Below are 17,125 nucleotides of genomic sequence, written 5' to 3' on the forward strand. Positions count from 1 at the left end.
AGAATGTATCATATTTGAAATGTTCCCCAAAAGACGATGGTATAAATAAGTAGAGGACAATTAAATGAAGAACCTGCGTATTAAATTATTACTATCTTTAATAGCATTTGCAGTCATACTTGTTGCTGTTATTTCATATGTGAACCGGCAAATACTGGTAACAGAGATAGAGAAACAAGTGAGCATGAATAAAATATTAATTGAAAATCATATTTTGACAGATATGCAAACTGTTGATAACGCCCATTTTTATTTTGATAATAATATGTCAGACAAAATGGAACAGGAGCTTAGACAGTTAAAAAACTATTACCATGAAAACCCTAATGTAGCTACTTGGGATTTGCAGCAAATGAAAAAGAAGCATGGCATGGATATTTACATAGTGGATCAATCCAATACAGTGGTTTACACGACTTTTGCCAAAGATATTGGCTTGGATTTCTCGCTTTGCTGTCAACGTTTTTCTACTTTATTGGATGAAAGGCGCGCTAGCGGCGAATTTTTTACAGATGGAATTGATATTTCAACATCAACAGGCGAATATCGAAAATTTGGCTATCTAGCAACACATGATAAGAAATATTTGTTTGAGTTAGGTATAGACCTACTAAATGATCCTGTCTTCCAAACCTTTAATTTTGAGAAAACTGCACAGTACTTAATTGGTAAGTATATTGATTTAGTGGATGTGCAAGCCATTAATGCAGGTGGCGTTTTCTTTAATGATTCGAGATCAAAGAAAATCACTGTACAGGAGCAATCTAAGAAATTTCAAGAATACTTCGAGCTAGCAAAGAAAACAATGGAGCCAGTTGAGTATGAAAAGGCATTAGACAATGGTTATATAGAAACACATCGTTTTCTGCCCTATGAAGCAGAGACAGTCAGAGGGGAGTCATCCAAAAGAATTGTCTATGTGAAATTTATCAATTTCACTAAAATGGAAGCTCTCCAAAAAAATACGAAACAATTTTGGATTCTACTGTTTATCGCCCTACTAACATCCTTTATTATGCTGTTAGTTATTAATAAAATTTTATCTAAAACAATACACCTAGCTACCTTCGATCCGTTAACTGGTGTCTATAACCGTGCTACATATATTAGGAAAATTGATAATTTATTAAGAAAAAGAAAATTGAATGTGCCAGGTTTATTGTTAATTGATTTAGATAACTTTAAACAAGTAAACGATCAATTTGGTCATGTAGAAGGAGATCATATCCTCATTCAAACAGCAAAGATTTTAAAGCATGTTGTGAAACAAAGTGGCTTTGTCGTACGCTTCGGTGGGGATGAATTTGCCATTGTTTTATACGATACAACAGAGGAACAGATGCAACACATGGCAGAGGCCATTTTGACTCAAATAAGGTCAGTTAGATATGATGGCCATGCTAGCGAGAAATGGTCTGTGTTGTCTGTGAGTATGGGCGGAGCCATTTATAACCATGCTGAGGATACAGAAATGAGCTTATTTGAACGGGCCGATAAAGCGCTTTATCAATCCAAAAATGCTGGTAAGGATCAATATTCTAGTTTTGCAGAGGTCGCTGCTGACGAGGGTTATAATAGTTAAAAAACGCCCCATTCTATCGATAGCATAATTAGCTATTTTGATAGCAATGGGGCGTTTATTAATGAGCAGCTATTTTTGTTCTATAAAAGATACAACTACATAAAACAAGAACAGCGATGACTGGAAACATAGCGTTCATATAATGCGTCAAGAGCCAACCGCCTATTATTGGGCCAATAAAGCCACCTAAATTTTTAAATTGTGCAGCACCTAAATAGGTTGCCTTTTGAGTATCTGGCGCAATTTCATCAATCATGACATTCATTGTAGGGAAGGCAAAGATTTCACCTATGGTAAAAATAATCATGGCAATGATATAGAGTGTATAATTATTGGAGAATCCAAACATACATAATCCAATAGCAAAGAACAGTACACCTACTAATAATGTTGCTGTAGATGAAAAACGCTCTGATACTATACTAATAGGTAATTGTAGTAATAACACCACTGCTGCATTAAGAGAGATTAATAACGAATAAAGTTTTGCGCCTTCATCAATCTTTAATTCGATAATTTGTGGTAGCGTTGAGTCAAATTGCGAGTAACCAATATTGATTAAAATGGCTCCCAATATGAAGCTAAGTAGCACACGATTTGTCAAAAGAATTGTGAATGTACTGAGTATTTTTGTTTGTGTAACCGCTTTGGGTTGCTGCATTTGATAGCGATTTAAGACAAAAAATAAAAAGACTGCGTAAATAATATACATCATCCCTGTCAGCATAAAAGGGATACTGGGACTGGAGAGCTGTGAGATATACACGCCAATAATAGGACCAATAACCGCCGCAATATTAATGGCCGTATAACGTAAGGAAAATAGTCTTTTTCGCTTATCGGCAGGTGTAAAGTCAATCATCAATGCCTGTGTGGAAGGTTCAAAAAATGATCGACAAAGACCATTCAAAGCATTGAATAGAATAAAAAGCCAAACAGCATGAACCGTTGCGAAGCCAAAGAACACAAGACTCCAAACGATAATTGTTAATAGAATAACGCTTTTTCTACCAAAGCGATCTGTTAAATAACCCCCGAAAAATCCACCTACTGTGGAAATGAGCGGCGCGATACCAATGGTCAATCCAATTTGTAAGGGAGAGGCTTGAATTTCATTATGTAAATAAATAGCTAAAAAAGGCATTGCCATAAAGCTTGCAATACGTGTGAAAATTGTTCCACCTAAAATAATCCAAACTAATGGATGAAACAGCTTTGACAAAGTCATATAAAATCCTCCTCTCAACATTTAGAATGTTTCGAGTTTAACGGATTGTTAAGCAACTGTAAATAGTTAAAATAATCTTGAAAGAGCACAGAGCAGATAATGGCGCGTGGATTTATGTTGCTATGCTAAGATGTGAAGCGCAGATTGAAGGGTAAAGGAGCAATATAAATAATTGCTTTATATAGATGAATAGAAGTGAGATAAAAATCATCGCTTTACATAGATCGAAGATTGAAAAAGTGATGATAATAATGACTTTACACAGAAAGCAAGCTGGAAAAGTCAGTCAGCAAACTGGGTGAAAAATCTAATAATCTTCTAACGACAAAAAAGAATGACCCCGACGAAAGGTCATTCTTTTTCCATACATAATGCTTTACGTACAAAACGTAAAACTAAGACGTTAATTTTACTTTTTTCTTCGTCGTTGTCCATCTGCCTCGACTTGGACTCGTCACCAAATCGTTAAAGGCTAACACGTTCAAATCTCTTTGAACGGTGCGAGGAGTGATACTAAACTCTTCGACTAAATCCTGTGTAGACACGGTTCCTTTGTCTAAAATAAACATGTACACGTCTTTAATACGATTAAGCATTCGATCAGTAGTTGGTTTCATTAAATGAACCACTCCTTCATCTTAATTCTCTTGGCAAAGACTAGCGGACGACAATATGTGCGGAGTGCACTTAGGCTAATAAGTAGCTGCCTTAGACATCCCCTTTTCTAATTTTATAGTCAGAACAATTATTCTGATAACTTTATTATATAGAAAAACTACTTAATTTTCTAGTGAATGCAAGAGAAATTTACAATTAATATATAAAATTTATACTGTATTTTGTGGGAATACGTGAAAAACGTGCTATATATGGTAGTGACAGTAGAAGTTACTGAAAATAGTTGTCAGAAAGCTGATTGTCATATATGTTGTAAGGTGTAGAATAATGTTAATACTTTGAAGGAGGTACATGGTATGGATTGGTTACAAGCTGCAAAAGAAAGGCAAGACGAATTAATACAAGAGTTACAGGAGCTTGTGCAAATAAATAGTGTGCTCGATGAGGATACAATAACTACTGAAGTACCTTTTGGAGATGGTCCACTTCAAGCGCTTGAATGGTTACTAGCAAAAGGTCAAAATGAAGGCCTGCTCACGAAAAATGTTAATAATTATGCTGGACATATTGAAATGGGAACTGGTGAAGATTTACTTGGTATTTTATGTCATGTTGATGTTGTCCCAATTGGAGAAGAAGCAGATTGGACTTACCCTCCTTTCAGCGGCACAGTAGCTGATGGTAAATTATTTGCACGTGGTGCGATTGACGATAAAGGGCCTACGATTGCGGCATGGATGGCCATGAAGCTTGTGAAAGATGCAGGTATTCCGTTAGAAAAAAGAGTACGAATGATTATTGGTACAGACGAAGAAACAGGATTCCGCTGTGTCGACCACTATTTTAAACAGGAGGAAATGCCGACAATTGGTTTTGCACCAGATGCGGATTTCCCGCTCATCAATGCAGAAAAGGGCATTGCAGAGCTTGTGTTCTCTCAAAATAAAGTGGGTGATGCAACGAAAGAACAACTACTACTATTTAATGCAGGAAAGCGCCCAAATATGGTACCTGATTTTGCAAAAGCGACGATTCAGCACGTAACAGTATCATTCGAACAGAATTTTCAAACATTTTTAAGTAAAAATCAGCTAGAAGGCTCTTTATTAATGGAGGACTCTCGCTATATAATAACTATCAAAGGTAAAGCAGCCCATGCAATGGAACCAGATAAAGGTATCAATGCAGCTGTTTATCTTGCAGCATTTTTACAACAAGAGTTGACGACAGAAGCAAGTAAACAATTTGTCGACTTTATTGCAGATGTTTTTTATCAGGATCATTATGGTAGTCAGCTCGATCTGCAGTTTGAGGATACAATGTCAGGACAAACAACATTAAATCCAGGGATCGTAAGCTATAATGTCCATAAAGGCGGCAGTTTAGTAATTAGTATGCGCTATTCAGTTTCCTATCCATTCGATGAAAAAATAACAGCAGCACAACGCTTAACGGTAGAAAAAGGGTTTTCTCTAGACATACAAGACGACTCCAAGCCACATTATGTCAGCGAAGATGATCCATTCATCCAGACATTAGCAGCTATCTATAGACGTCAAACAGGAGATACAGAAACACCTTTATTATCAACTGGTGGTGGGACGTATGCACGTGTGATGAAAAAAGGCGTGGCATTTGGCATGCTCTTCCCAGGGGAGCCAGATGTAGCGCATCGAGCGGATGAGTTTGTTGTCGTTGAAAACCTTGTAAAAGCAGCGGCAATTTATGCTGAAGCAATTGTTGAACTTGCAGGAAAAAAATAACTCAAAGACGAAAAGGATGAACAAAGCATGGCATATTCATTATGGAATGATCAAATTGTTGAAGAAGGATCCATTGTAGTATCACCAGAAGATAGAGGCTATCAATTTGGTGACGGTATTTATGAAGTAATCAAAGTTTATAACGGAAATATGTTTACAGCACAAGAGCATATTGATCGTTTCTATGCAAGCGCCGAAAAAATTCGTCTTGTTATTCCTTATACAAAAGACGTTTTACACAAATTATTACATGAGCTGATTGAAAAAAATAATCTTGATACAGGGCATGTTTATTTCCAAATTACACGTGGTGCCAATTCACGTAATCACGTTTTCCCAGATGCAAGTGTTCCAGCTGTATTAACGGGTAATGTGAAAGCTGGTGAACGTGCATATGAAAACTTTGAAAAAGGGGTTAAGGCTACGTTTGTAGAGGATATTCGTTGGTTGCGCTGTGATATCAAATCGTTAAATTTACTTGGTGCAGTATTAGCAAAACAAGAGGCAGCTGAAAAGGGCTGCTACGAAGCAATTTTACATCGCGGGGATATCGTAACAGAATGTTCATCAGCAAATGTTTATGGGATTAAAGACGGTAAGCTTTATACACACCCAGCAAATAACTTCATTTTAAACGGTATTACTCGTCAGGTCATTTTAAAATGTGCAGAGGAAATAAAGTTACCTGTTGTGGAAGAGCCAATGACAAAAGCTGATTTATTAACGATGGATGAAATCATTGTATCGTCTGTATCTTCTGAGGTGACGCCTGTTATTGATGTTGATGGAAACCAAATTGGTGCAGGTGTTCCAGGTGGATGGACGCGTCAATTACAACAAGCTTTTGAGGCGAAATTACCACTTTCTGTGGATGCCTAAGTAAACGAACTAAAAGACTACCTAGGACTTGCTTTCAGACAAGTTCTAAGGTAGTTTTTTTATAGAGAAAAAGAAGTTTTCAGTTCATACAACAAATTTGTTGAGATGAAATATGGATCGAAAGAGGTTATGTACATCATGAAACAAGGAATTACTGCCAAGGATGTAGCAAAATTGGCTGGTGTTTCACAATCTTCAGTATCAAGAGTTTATTTTGAAGGTGCGTCGGTATCTGCGAAAACAAGAGAAAAGGTTTTAGCTGCAGCTAAGGAGCTGGGCTATCGCCCGAATGAATTTGCACGAAGTTTGATTACTAACCAAACAAAAATAATTGGATTGGTAATGAAGGGCGTTCAAAACCCATTCTACCCACAAGTATTAAAGCAATTTACCACTTCTTTTAAAAAACATGGTTACAGTGTACTATTCGTTTATACCAATAATGATGAAATCCAAAAGGAAGATATCGAGACATTATTGAATTATAATGTGGCTGGTGTAGTTATTACGGATGCATCACTTTCTTTGTCAGTTACAGAAGATTTTATTAATTATCGTATACCATTAGTACTGTTTAATCGAAAAATAGATAATAATAAATTTTATTCCGTATGTTGTAACAATCTTGAAGCAAGTAAGCAAATTGCTGAATATCTTTTAAGTATTGGTTGTACCAAGATGATCTATATTTCAGGGAATGAAAATACATCTACAAGTAGAGAACGAGAAACGGGATTTAGTGCTATTTTGCAGGGGAATAAAGTAAATTATAAAAAATATAATGCTGACTACACTTATGAAGGTGGGTACAATACCACCCAGCAAATTATAGAAAAAAAACAATTACCACATGCGTTTTTTGTGGCAAATGATATCATGGCGTTAGGTGTAGTGGATGCATTAAAGGAGCACGCAATTGCTATTCCAGATGAGACGAAAGTGATCGGTTTTGATAATATTGAGATGGCAGCTTGGCCAACATATAATCTCACAACATGGGAACAACCAATTACAGAGATGGTTGAAGAGACTGTCAAATACTTGCTTAGTGAAATTGAGGAATACTCCGGTGAAGCAAAAAATCTAGAAATTGACGGTTCACTTATTTTACGAAAAACAACATAGTGCAAAATTAAATTATGATTATTAAATAAGCATCATGCTATATCAAAATAGGATACATACAGTAATTTGTATGGCATCTTATGAGAATAATAGTATGATGCTTTCATTTTTTTCATAAGTTGTTTTGAAATAAATAATAAAAATAACGAAATTAATTTTTTATTGACAACCTTTTATATTTAGAATAATCTTACTTATATAATTTTTGCATACGTATGCAGAAATAAAAAATGAACATAAAGGGGAAATAATTATGGTTAAAGTATTAAAATTTGGAAAGTCAAAAGAAGAAGTAAATGCAAACGATTCAAAAGTTTCTATCATTGTTTCGGAAGCTATTAAGGATATAGAGGCACGAGGAGATCAAGCGGTACGTGAACTATCGGAAAAATTCGATAAATGGTCTCCAGAATCGTTCCGCTTAACGCAAGAACAAATTAATGACATTGTATCTAAAGTCCCTAATGATGTGATTGAGGATATTAAATTTGCTCAAAAAAATATCCGTGAATTTGCAGAGGCGCAACTAGCTTCGTTACACGATGTGGAAGTAGAAAATATTCCTGGTGTAATTTTAGGTCACAAGAATATTCCAGTAAACAGTGTTGGATGTTACATACCAGGTGGACGCTATCCAATGGTGGCATCGGCACATATGAGTGTATTAACAGCTAAAGTAGCAGGTGTAAAACGAGTTATTGCATGTACACCTCCTATTAACGGGGAGATTCCACATGCCACAATTGCGGCAATGTCATTAGCAGGTGCTGATGAAATTTATCTTTTAGGCGGAATTCAAGCAATGGCAGCAATGGCAATAGGTACAGAAACAATCGAATCTGTAGACATGATTGTTGGACCAGGGAATGCTTTCGTTGCTGAAGCAAAAAGACAATTATATGGTCGTGTAGGAATTGACTTGTTTGCAGGTCCAACGGAAACTTTAGTGGTTGCTGACCATACAGCAGATGCTGAAATGATCGCTACAGACCTTCTTGGACAAGGCGAGCATGGACCAACTTCACCTGGTGCCCTTATTACAACATCTGAAAAACTTGCAGAAGAAACTGTTAAAGAAATTGAACGTCAATTGCAAACGTTACCAACAGCAGATGTTGCACGCGTTTCTTGGGAAGATTATGGCCAAATACTGCTAGTGGATTCTATCGAGGAAGCTAGAATCGAAGCAGATCGACTTGCCTTTGAACATGTAGAAATTTTAACGGAAGATCCAAATTACTTCCTGGACAATATGACAAACTATGGTTGCTTATTCTTAGGCCCAGAGACAAATGTTGCTTATGGTGACAAGGTCATTGGCACAAATCATACGTTACCAACTAAGGGTGCTGCTCGTTATACAGGTGGATTATGGGTTGGTAAGTTCATTAAGACTGTAACTTATCAAAAGGTAACACCAGAGGCAAGTGCTTACATTGGGGAATATGCTGCACGCCTTTGTCAACTAGAAAACTTTGCAGGTCATGCAGAGCAAGCCCTTCTACGTGTAAGAAGATACGGCAAAAAGAATAATTAATCTGACGGAAAGTAAGTGAAGATCATATAAGCACAAATGGGGAATTGGGGGAAAGATTATGTTAGGTATGATTGGGTTATTTGGCGGATTAGCATTATTAATATATTTAACAATGAGGGGGATGAACCTACTCATTGCTGCACCTTTAACAGCGTTGCTTGTAGGATTACTAAATGGACTTCCGCTTTTCCCACAGCTTGCAGAAAAAGATGCTGCAAACTTTTTAACAAATTACATGTCAGGCTTCACAGGCTTTATTGCATCCTGGTATTTAATGTTCTTAACTGGAGCTATATTCGGTAAGGTAATGGAGGATAGCGGAGCTGCAGATAGTGTTTCACAATGGATTGTCAATAAAATTGGAATGAAGCAAGCTGCTTTAGCTATTGTGGTTGCATGTGCGGTTTTAACTTATGGTGGCGTAAGCTTGTTTGTTGTAGCCTTCTCTGTTTATCCAATGGCACTTAGCCTATTTAAACAGGCAAATTTACCAAGACGTTTTATTCCCGCGGCCCTTGGCTTTGGTTCAACAACGTTTACAATGACTTCTGCGGGTTCTCCTGAAATTCAAAACTGGATTCCAATTGAATTTTTAGGTACCTCACCATATGCAGGGTGGGAAGTTAGCTTTATCGTTGCAATATTTATGCTTGTGTTTGGTTATTGGTGGCTAAAAAAGATGATCAACAAAGCATTAGCGAATGGAGAACGATTTGTTAGTAGAGAGACGGATGTATTTACATCATCACGAACAGATTTACCAAACCCGATTTTAAGTGTAGTGCCGCTATTAGTAGTATTGATTATTTCTTTTACATTCCATAATTCATTAGGAACGTCAGCATTAATCATCGCGTTAACAGGCGGTATATTAGCTAGCTATCTCATCAACAGAAAATACTTCCAAAATTTTGGCGGCGCAGTTGGAGAAGGGGCAATGGGAGCGATTATAGCTATTGCTAATACAGCTGCAGTGGTTGGCTTTGGTGGTGTTGTAAAAGTAACGCCTGCTTTTGAATCTGCTGTGGCATTTATGACTGATATTCCAGGAAGCCCATTAGTAGGTGGTGCACTTGCTGTAGCAGTAATTGCTGGTTTAACGGGTTCTTCTTCTGGTGGACAAGCCATTGCATTACCATTATTAGCTCCGCATTATTTGGATTTAGGTGTCAATCCTGAAGCATTACATCGAACTGTTGCCATTGCTTCAGGCTCACTTGATTCACTTCCACAAGGTGGATATGTTGTAACGACCATTCGATCAATCTGTGGAGAAACACATAAAGATGCGTACCCTGCATTTGGAGCATTGACAGTAATAGTGCCGGCAATAGGGGTTATATTAGCTGTAATCTTATTCTCATTTGGTTTAGGTATATAAGGAAATAGAAGAAATCAAGAACCCAACAGGCAATTGAAAATTGTTTGTTGGGTTCCTGTATTTACAGATAACATAAAGGATACATAATCGATCTATTTTTCTATATGTCGTAAAGCTAAAATCAATCATACATATTCTTAAGATTTATAACAGGGATTCTACTACTATTCTCATAAACTCTTATCGAACAGTTGCATTATGACAACATTTATAGGGATAAAAATGGATGTAATCTTATGACGTGTCATGTAAAATAGAAAGGATAACAAGTTTTACATATATATAATTATGCATGCTCGTAAGATAGGAGTGATAACACATTGGCACAATTAGTAAAAATACAAGATTATATTTCACGCTATCAAATTGATTTAGCGAGATACCCAACTCAATTTGTGCGTTTGAAGAAAAGCCAGTGGGAGCGTATTAAGCGTCAGTGGGAATTGGGAGAGGACATTAGTGAATGGAAACATGTTGATAATGAGGTCGAGTCGGAAGCCTTTGAGGAAAAGGAACGTTTTGCTTTCTTGAAAAAAATGTTTACTAGTCGCCAAAAGGAAGCTACAGAGGATGTTGAGGAAATAGAAATATCCAATGAGCTTGTCAGTGATGAAGATTCCATCCCAGAAGAAGAAACAACGCTCACATTTGAACCTAATATTGTGTTTGCACCACAATCCATCCATGAGCTGAAACGAATGTTTATCGATCAATTTTTTCATTTTCAAATGAAATGGGCGAGTTCAACTTTACGTGAAAAATCATATGTGGATCCTCGGTTCATGCGTGACTCTTTATTACGTACGTTATTGCAAACGTTACCTGATAACTATTTGTTGTTTTATTATCCGATTCTACAAATAAGAAAAGCACCAATTGAGCTTGATGTCGTGCTCATGTCACCGACAGAATGTATTTGCATTAAGGTGTTAGAAGCAGAAAACCAAGCTGTTTATGTAGGTAGTAGTGATCGCTTTTGGATGAAGAAGGTTGGAACAAGAGATGCTAAAGTATTGAACCCGACAATTAATTTAGGGCGGATGGAATCGGTGCTGTCGCAATTATTTAAACAAGAGAATATTGATATGCCAATCCGTAAAGTTGTGCTAACTCGGAATGGTTATTTTGATTATCCTGGTTCACCATTTGGGGTTCGCTTTGTTGATCGTCGAAATTACCACGAATGGATAGAGCAGTTGAAAAAAGTTTCCTCTCCTATGAAACATATGCAAATACGGGCTGCGCAAACCATTTTAAATACGGTCCAAACAACCTCCTTTAATCGAGACATTTGGCAACAAGCACCACAACCAACAGAGGATTGATAGATGCAGGTTCTATTTATTGTCAATGAGGCAGCAGGAAATGGGAAAGGGAAGAAGGTTTGGCTTCAGCTTCAACAGCAACTAACGATCTCCTATCAAGTGGCTTTTACAGAATATGAAGGACATGGACAGGAAATAGCCAAACGATGGGCACAACAACAGCAAGAACACATGTTAATTGTCGTTGTTGGTGGTGATGGCACTATCCATGAGGTAGTTAGCGGTGTAGTACATAATAAGTTCGTCATCATAGGTGTCGTTCGAGCCGGCTCTGGTAATGATTTTGCTCGTTTTTTCCCAACCTTTCATCATGCTAGGCAAATAGAGGATTATGCCAGAACCACTATGGCCAATGAAAAGATGGATGCAGGGGTCATTCAGCTCGGCGATAGATGGAATGAAATTTTCGTCAATAATGCGGGCATAGGCTTTGATGCCTATGTGACAAAATCAATTAATGCATCTCGTCTAAAATTTTATCTCAATAAAATAGGACTAGGAAAGCTCTCCTATGCTGTCGCTGTTATGAGAGGGTTATTTCGCTTTGAGCGTTTTGATGTAACGATACGTTCAGGTGAACAAGAGTGGCAGTTCAAACAGGCATGGTTTGTCGCTATGAGTAATCAGCCTTATTTTGGGGGAGGTATGAAAATATCACCAGCTGCAAAAGCGGATGATGGTCAAGTTGATATAACGATTGTACATGGTATATCGCGGATCAAATTATTACTTATTTTTGTCACTGTTTTTTTTGAAAAGCATACAAAATTTAAGGAGATTACTTTTTTACAGGGACAATACTTTGAAATGAGCGTAGGCACACATCAAGTTGATGGTCATACAGATGGTAATTATATCGGCGTTGTTGATCAAGAGACACCTATCCATTGCACAGTGCAGCAAAATGCATGGCAAGTGATTGCTAAATATTCCTAAAATATCATTGTGCAATAATATCATGCGAATTATAGGGGAATACGTTATACTATAAAAAAATCAATAATTTCACAAGAAAGAAATGAGGAACAACATTGAGATTAAGAAATAAGCCTTGGGCAGAGGAAATGATTACAGATCACCCAGAGGTGATTATTCCAAATCCTGAAGACTTTAAAGGAAATTGGCAGGCTGTTTTCGGCAATGACAACCCTATTCATATTGAAGTAGGGTCTGGAAAAGGACAATTTGTAACCGGTATGGCTTTGCAAAATCCAACAATCAATTATATTGGCATTGAACTTTACGATAGTGTGATTGTTTGTGCACTAGAAAAAGTGTTAGAGGCAAAATCTCCAGCGAATTTACGTTTACTAAAAGTAAATGGCGCAGATTTATATAAATTCTTTGACAAAAACGATGTATCACGTGTATACCTGAATTTCTCAGATCCTTGGCCAAAAACACGACATGCAAAAAGACGTTTAACGCACGGGGATTTTTTGAAATTATATGAGTCGATTTTAGTGGATAATGGGGAAGTCCATTTTAAAACGGATAACCGAGGTCTTTTCGAGTATTCTTTAATCAGTATGTCTGAATATGGGATGTTATTAAAGTATGTATCTCTCGACCTGCATGCAAATATGCCAGAGGATAATGTGATGACAGAATATGAAGAGAAGTTTTCTGCGAAGGGGCAGCCGATTTATCGCTTAGAATCGCAATTTATCACTAAATTGTAGGGGGAATATGGATGGATCAGTTACAGTTTCACAATATGTCATTATCATGGCTAAACGGGGGTGTTACGTGCCTAGATGGTGGTGCGATGTTTGGTGTTGTACCAAAGCCTCTTTGGTCCCGCAAATATCCAGTCAATGAAAAAAACCAAATTGAATTACCAACAGAACCTATTCTTATTCAATTTGGGGGCAAGAACTACCTTATTGATACGGGTGTTGGCTTTAACAAATTAAATGAAAAGCAGCTACGAAACTTTGGAGTAACAGAAGAATCTTCGTTAGCTGATAGCTTACAAGAGCTAGGATTAACGACAGCAGATATTGATGCAGTGTTAATGACGCATTTACATTTTGATCACGCTGGGGGGTTAACGCAGTGGGAAGGGGATGTACTTGTACCAACTTTCCCAAATGCCAAGATTTTTGTAACGAAAATTGAATGGGATGAAATGCGTAACCCCAATATCCGTTCTAAAAATACGTATTGGAAAGAAAATTGGGAGCCAGTTCAGCATTTAGTTGAAACCTACGAAGAGTCATTGGAAGTAGTACCTGGAATCGAAATGCTTCATACTGGTGGTCATAGTGAGGGACATGCTGTCATCAAGCTAACACAAAATGATGAAGTGTTATTGCATATGGCAGATATTATGCCGACTCATGCTCATCAAAATCCATTATGGGTATTAGCCTATGACGATTATCCAATGACAAGTGTATTTGCAAAAGAGCGACTGATGAAGGAAGCCCTTGCAAATAACTATGGCTTTATTTTCTATCACGATGCTTATTACCGTATGATTCGATGGGATGAGTCAGGCAAAGAGATTGTGGATAAACTAGAGCGTAGTAGACAAGCTGTTATTACATTTTAATCGAGCAAGCAAAGGCGAGGTATTTGGCATATAAAATGTCAATACCTCGCGTTTTTGTTCGTGAACAGGATAGAAAATATGATACACTTAACACGATACTAAAATACAAAAGAGAGTTGAAATAAACATGGCAACTGAACAACCATTTTTACCCGTTTTACTTGGATCAGATATGAATGCATATGGTATGGCACGTGCGTTTTATGAAGCATATGGTATTAAACCACTTGTCTTAGGACGTTCTCATCTAACAGCAACACAAGATAGCCATATCCTACACTTTCAAGAAATAGACCGTTTAAATGAACAAGATGTTTTTGCACCTGCCCTTGCAGAAGTTGCAAAAAAATATGCTGATAAAAAACTATTACTTTTAGCATGTGGGGACGATTATGCCAAGCTGATCATCAAAAATAAGCCAGCATTACAAGAGCATTTTACCGTACCTTATATCGATGAATCGTTGATGGATGAAATTTTATTGAAAGAAAATTTCTATAAAATGTGTGATCAATATAATTTTAAATATCCAGGTACAACAACGGTGACAGCTGACAACTATGAAAACTTTACACCACCATTTGCTTACCCTATTATTTTAAAGGCTTCAAACTCTGTAGAATATTGGGCTTGTAAATTCCCTGGGAAGAAAAAAGTATTTGTTGCACATGATGACGCGGAAAAAACGGCTATATTAAAAGCTATTTATAGCTCTACTTATCAGGATACAATGATTATTCAAGAATTTATTCCTGGGGACGATTCCTATATGCGTGTATTAAATGCCTATGTAGGGAAGGATGGAAAAGTGAAGCTGATGTGTCTAGGTAACCCTATTCTAGAAGAACATTCTCCTGAAGGAATCGGAAGTTATGCAGCCATCGTGACAACCTATGATAAAGAATTAATGGATCAAGTACGTTTCTTCCTAGAGGACATTGGCTATACAGGTTTTGCGAATTTTGATATGAAATATGATATTCGAGACAAGCAATATAAACTTTTTGAAATCAATTTACGTAATGGGCGTTCTAGCTATTATGTAACAGCAAGTGGGCATAATTTAATGAAGTATGTTGCGGATGACCATATGTTAAATATCGAGCAAGAAGTCACATATGTGCAGGACAAGCATTTATGGATGATTATTCCTAAAGGTGTATTATTCAAATATGCATCGAATGAAAAGCTCAAACTAGAAGCAAAAAAATTAATTAGTGAGGGTAAATACACAAATTCTCTTTACTTTAACGAGGATATGAATGCGAAGCGTTGGGTGAAACTAACACTTAATAATTTAAATTATTACCGAAAGTATAAAAAGTACTTTAATAATAAAGGTTTATCCGAATAACATAGAGAAGCCATCTTCATTTTATGAGATGGCTTCTTATGTTATTGAATTAGATATGATGAGAAGCAGCAAAGCCCTTTTAGCAAGGTGAGGGGGTGATTTCCGTTCCGCCAGCGCAGTGGAAATCTCTTTTCACCTTTCGCAAAAATGTTTTGTTTTTCAACATTATAAGAAGCCATCTCCAATTTATGAGATGGCTTCTCTCGTATATACATAATTAAACTTCTGTTAGTTCCACGACAACACCAGAGCGTGCATCAGCAGCAAATTCGAATGTCTGCATCTCACCTTCATGCATACGCGAGATCCCCCCACGATATACTGGGATGGTAATAATACCATTTGTGAAATCTTCAGTTTTCATGAAAATCCAAGAACCATCAATCGGTGAATCCTTTTTAAATTCTCTTTTTATGTTTTCAAGTACTTGTCCTGCAGGTACGAACGGAGAAACTTTTTCACTAGCTTCTTTAATAATGACTGCGGCAGCTAAGCCAGTTGCGACACCAATTAAAAAATCACGTAATTTCATACTTTTTTCCTCCTTTTTCTATACCTTTATTTTAGCATAGCCTATAGAGTGAATGCACGTTCACAATTAAGCGGATTTAGGAAATGTATCAATATTTCGAATTCGGAAATAATTGTGTTACAATAGGCAAGGAAGAAAATTCTACTTCGTGGGGAGAGAGTCATCATGAATGAGGAAACATTACAATTATTTAAAACATTAACAGAATTACCAGGCGCTCCGGGTAATGAACACGCAGTACGTGCGTTCATGCGTTCTGAATTAGAAAAGTACTCGGATGAAATCGTTCAAGATAATTTAGGGGGTATTTTTGGTGTTAAGCACAGTGATGTTACGGATGCACCGAAAATATTAGTTGCTGGTCATATGGATGAGGTAGCATTTATGGTTACTTCTATCACAGATAATGGAATGATCCGTTTTCAAACATTAGGCGGCTGGTGGAACCAGGTTATGCTTGCACAGCGAGTAGAAGTATATACGAAAAATGGGGCAATTCCTGGTGTCGTTTCATCCATCCCACCACATTTATTAACGGATGCAGAACGAGCGAAGCCAATGGATATAAAAAATATGCTTATCGATGTCGGTGCTGATAATAAAGAAGATGCTATGTCTATGGGTGTTCGTCCTGGACAATCCATTATACCGATTTGTCCATTCACACCAATGGCAAATCCGAAGAAAATTATGGCTAAAGCTTGGGATAACCGCTATGGCTGTGGTCTAGCGATTGAATTAATGAAAGAAGTACAGCATGAAAAATTAGGTTCACATTTATACTCAGGTGCAAACGTAATGGAGGAAGTTGGCTTGCGCGGTGCACAAGTATCAGCAAACATGATTAAGCCTGATTTATTCTTTGCACTAGATGCTTCTCCTGCTAATGATATGTCAGGTGAAAAAAGTCAATTTGGACAGCTTGGCAAAGGTACTTTACTTCGTATTTTAGATCGTACAATGGTAACACATCGTGGTATGCGTGAATTTATTTTAGATACAGCCGAATCCAATCATATCCCTTATCAGTACTTTGTCTCCCAAGGAGGAACAGATGCTGGTCGAGTGCATACGGCAAACGATGGCGTTCCAAGTGCAGTTATTGGTGTATGCTCACGTTATATTCATACATCAGCGTCAATTATTCACATTGATGATTATGCAGCTGCCAAAGCATTAATTGTTGAATTAGTGAAAAAAGCAGATCGTTCGACATTAGAGACAATTCACGCTAATGTATAAGA

15 protein-coding genes are annotated in these 17,125 nt (G+C 37.1%); 12 read left to right on the forward strand and 3 right to left on the reverse strand.

Going from position 1 to position 17,125, the window contains the following annotated elements:
• The first annotated feature begins 64 nt into the window (after positions 1-64).
• Positions 65-1,582: a diguanylate cyclase domain-containing protein gene (locus EW028_RS13840; protein ID WP_131521296.1), complete on the forward strand. Its 1,518-nt coding sequence runs from the start codon at positions 65-67 to the stop codon at positions 1,580-1,582.
• A 58-nt stretch (positions 1,583-1,640) separates the two neighbouring features.
• On the opposite strand, the gene EW028_RS13845 is transcribed toward EW028_RS13840, so the two are convergent.
• Both EW028_RS13845 and EW028_RS13850 read right to left on the reverse strand, forming a co-directional pair.
• Positions 1,641-2,810: an MDR family MFS transporter gene (locus tag EW028_RS13845; protein ID WP_004226066.1), complete on the reverse strand. Its 1,170-nt coding sequence runs from the start codon at positions 2,808-2,810 to the stop codon at positions 1,641-1,643.
• Between the two features lie 395 nt (positions 2,811-3,205).
• Complete coding sequence (locus EW028_RS13850; protein ID WP_004226074.1) at positions 3,206-3,427, reverse strand: DeoR family transcriptional regulator; 222 nt, start codon at positions 3,425-3,427, stop codon at positions 3,206-3,208.
• Between the two features lie 357 nt (positions 3,428-3,784).
• Here EW028_RS13850 and pepV point away from each other — a divergent pair, with 357 nt between their 5' ends.
• From pepV to EW028_RS13900, 10 genes are all read left to right on the forward strand, one after another.
• Complete coding sequence (gene pepV, locus EW028_RS13855) at positions 3,785-5,191, forward strand: dipeptidase PepV (RefSeq protein WP_131521297.1); 1,407 nt, start codon at positions 3,785-3,787, stop codon at positions 5,189-5,191.
• Between the two features lie 27 nt (positions 5,192-5,218).
• Positions 5,219-6,070, forward strand: coding sequence for a D-amino-acid transaminase (dat, locus tag EW028_RS13860; protein WP_131521298.1), 852 nt, complete (start codon positions 5,219-5,221; stop codon positions 6,068-6,070).
• A gap of 138 nt (positions 6,071-6,208) precedes the next feature.
• Positions 6,209-7,195, forward strand: a complete 987-nt coding sequence (locus EW028_RS13865) for a LacI family DNA-binding transcriptional regulator (protein WP_227744953.1) — start codon at positions 6,209-6,211, stop codon at positions 7,193-7,195.
• Positions 7,196-7,448: 253 nt separating this feature from the next.
• Positions 7,449-8,732: a histidinol dehydrogenase gene (gene hisD, locus EW028_RS13870; RefSeq protein ID WP_131521299.1), complete on the forward strand. Its 1,284-nt coding sequence runs from the start codon at positions 7,449-7,451 to the stop codon at positions 8,730-8,732.
• Positions 8,733-8,790: 58 nt separating this feature from the next.
• Entirely contained in the window at positions 8,791-10,113 is a 1,323-nt protein-coding gene (locus EW028_RS13875; protein WP_131521300.1) for a GntP family permease, read from the forward strand.
• A 320-nt stretch (positions 10,114-10,433) separates the two neighbouring features.
• On the forward strand, positions 10,434-11,438 hold the full coding sequence (locus EW028_RS13880; RefSeq protein WP_131521301.1) for a nuclease-related domain-containing protein: 1,005 nt from the start codon (positions 10,434-10,436) through the stop codon (positions 11,436-11,438).
• Between the two features lie 3 nt (positions 11,439-11,441).
• Positions 11,442-12,374, forward strand: a complete 933-nt coding sequence (locus tag EW028_RS13885; protein ID WP_131521302.1) for a diacylglycerol/lipid kinase family protein — start codon at positions 11,442-11,444, stop codon at positions 12,372-12,374.
• 95 nt (positions 12,375-12,469) lie between these two features.
• Positions 12,470-13,120, forward strand: coding sequence for a tRNA (guanosine(46)-N7)-methyltransferase TrmB (gene trmB / locus EW028_RS13890; RefSeq protein WP_016991781.1), 651 nt, complete (start codon positions 12,470-12,472; stop codon positions 13,118-13,120).
• Between the two features lie 11 nt (positions 13,121-13,131).
• A complete protein-coding gene (locus tag EW028_RS13895; protein WP_048393489.1) occupies positions 13,132-13,995 on the forward strand; it encodes a YtnP family quorum-quenching lactonase in 864 nt (287 codons plus the stop codon).
• 127 nt (positions 13,996-14,122) lie between these two features.
• Entirely contained in the window at positions 14,123-15,349 is a 1,227-nt protein-coding gene (locus EW028_RS13900; RefSeq protein WP_131521303.1) for a carboxylate--amine ligase, read from the forward strand.
• 217 nt (positions 15,350-15,566) lie between these two features.
• Here the strand turns inward: EW028_RS13900 and EW028_RS13905 are convergent, their stop codons facing one another.
• A complete protein-coding gene (locus EW028_RS13905) occupies positions 15,567-15,881 on the reverse strand; it encodes a hypothetical protein (protein ID WP_004226089.1) in 315 nt (104 codons plus the stop codon).
• A gap of 165 nt (positions 15,882-16,046) precedes the next feature.
• On the opposite strand from EW028_RS13905, the gene EW028_RS13910 reads away from it, so the two are divergent.
• Positions 16,047-17,123 carry a M42 family metallopeptidase gene (locus EW028_RS13910; RefSeq protein ID WP_004226091.1) on the forward strand — a complete coding sequence of 359 codons (1,077 nt, stop codon included), beginning with the start codon at positions 16,047-16,049 and terminating at the stop codon, positions 17,121-17,123.
• Positions 17,124-17,125: the final 2 nt, after the last annotated feature.

Source organism: Lysinibacillus sp. OL1, assembly GCF_004332175.1.
In the GTDB taxonomy this organism is placed as follows: Bacteria; Bacillota; Bacilli; order Bacillales_A; family Planococcaceae; genus Lysinibacillus; species Lysinibacillus capsici.

Bases quoted from the DNA above. Each gene is read 5' to 3' on its own strand.
- EW028_RS13895 (WP_048393489.1), top strand. From the start codon at position 13,132: ATGGATCAGTTACAGTTTCACAATATGTCATTATCATGGCTAAACGGG.
- EW028_RS13840 (WP_131521296.1), top strand. From the start codon at position 65: ATGAAGAACCTGCGTATTAAATTATTACTATCTTTAATAGCATTTGCA.
- EW028_RS13865 (WP_227744953.1), top strand. From the start codon at position 6,209: ATGAAACAAGGAATTACTGCCAAGGATGTAGCAAAATTGGCTGGTGTT.
- EW028_RS13885 (WP_131521302.1), top strand. From the start codon at position 11,442: ATGCAGGTTCTATTTATTGTCAATGAGGCAGCAGGAAATGGGAAAGGG.
- dat (WP_131521298.1), top strand. From the start codon at position 5,219: ATGGCATATTCATTATGGAATGATCAAATTGTTGAAGAAGGATCCATT.
- EW028_RS13850 (WP_004226074.1), bottom strand. From the start codon at position 3,427: ATGAAACCAACTACTGATCGAATGCTTAATCGTATTAAAGACGTGTAC.
- EW028_RS13845 (WP_004226066.1), bottom strand. From the start codon at position 2,810: ATGACTTTGTCAAAGCTGTTTCATCCATTAGTTTGGATTATTTTAGGT.
- EW028_RS13875 (WP_131521300.1), top strand. From the start codon at position 8,791: ATGTTAGGTATGATTGGGTTATTTGGCGGATTAGCATTATTAATATAT.
- EW028_RS13910 (WP_004226091.1), top strand. From the start codon at position 16,047: ATGAATGAGGAAACATTACAATTATTTAAAACATTAACAGAATTACCA.
- hisD (WP_131521299.1), top strand. From the start codon at position 7,449: ATGGTTAAAGTATTAAAATTTGGAAAGTCAAAAGAAGAAGTAAATGCA.
- EW028_RS13905 (WP_004226089.1), bottom strand. From the start codon at position 15,881: ATGAAATTACGTGATTTTTTAATTGGTGTCGCAACTGGCTTAGCTGCC.
- pepV (WP_131521297.1), top strand. From the start codon at position 3,785: ATGGATTGGTTACAAGCTGCAAAAGAAAGGCAAGACGAATTAATACAA.
- EW028_RS13900 (WP_131521303.1), top strand. From the start codon at position 14,123: ATGGCAACTGAACAACCATTTTTACCCGTTTTACTTGGATCAGATATG.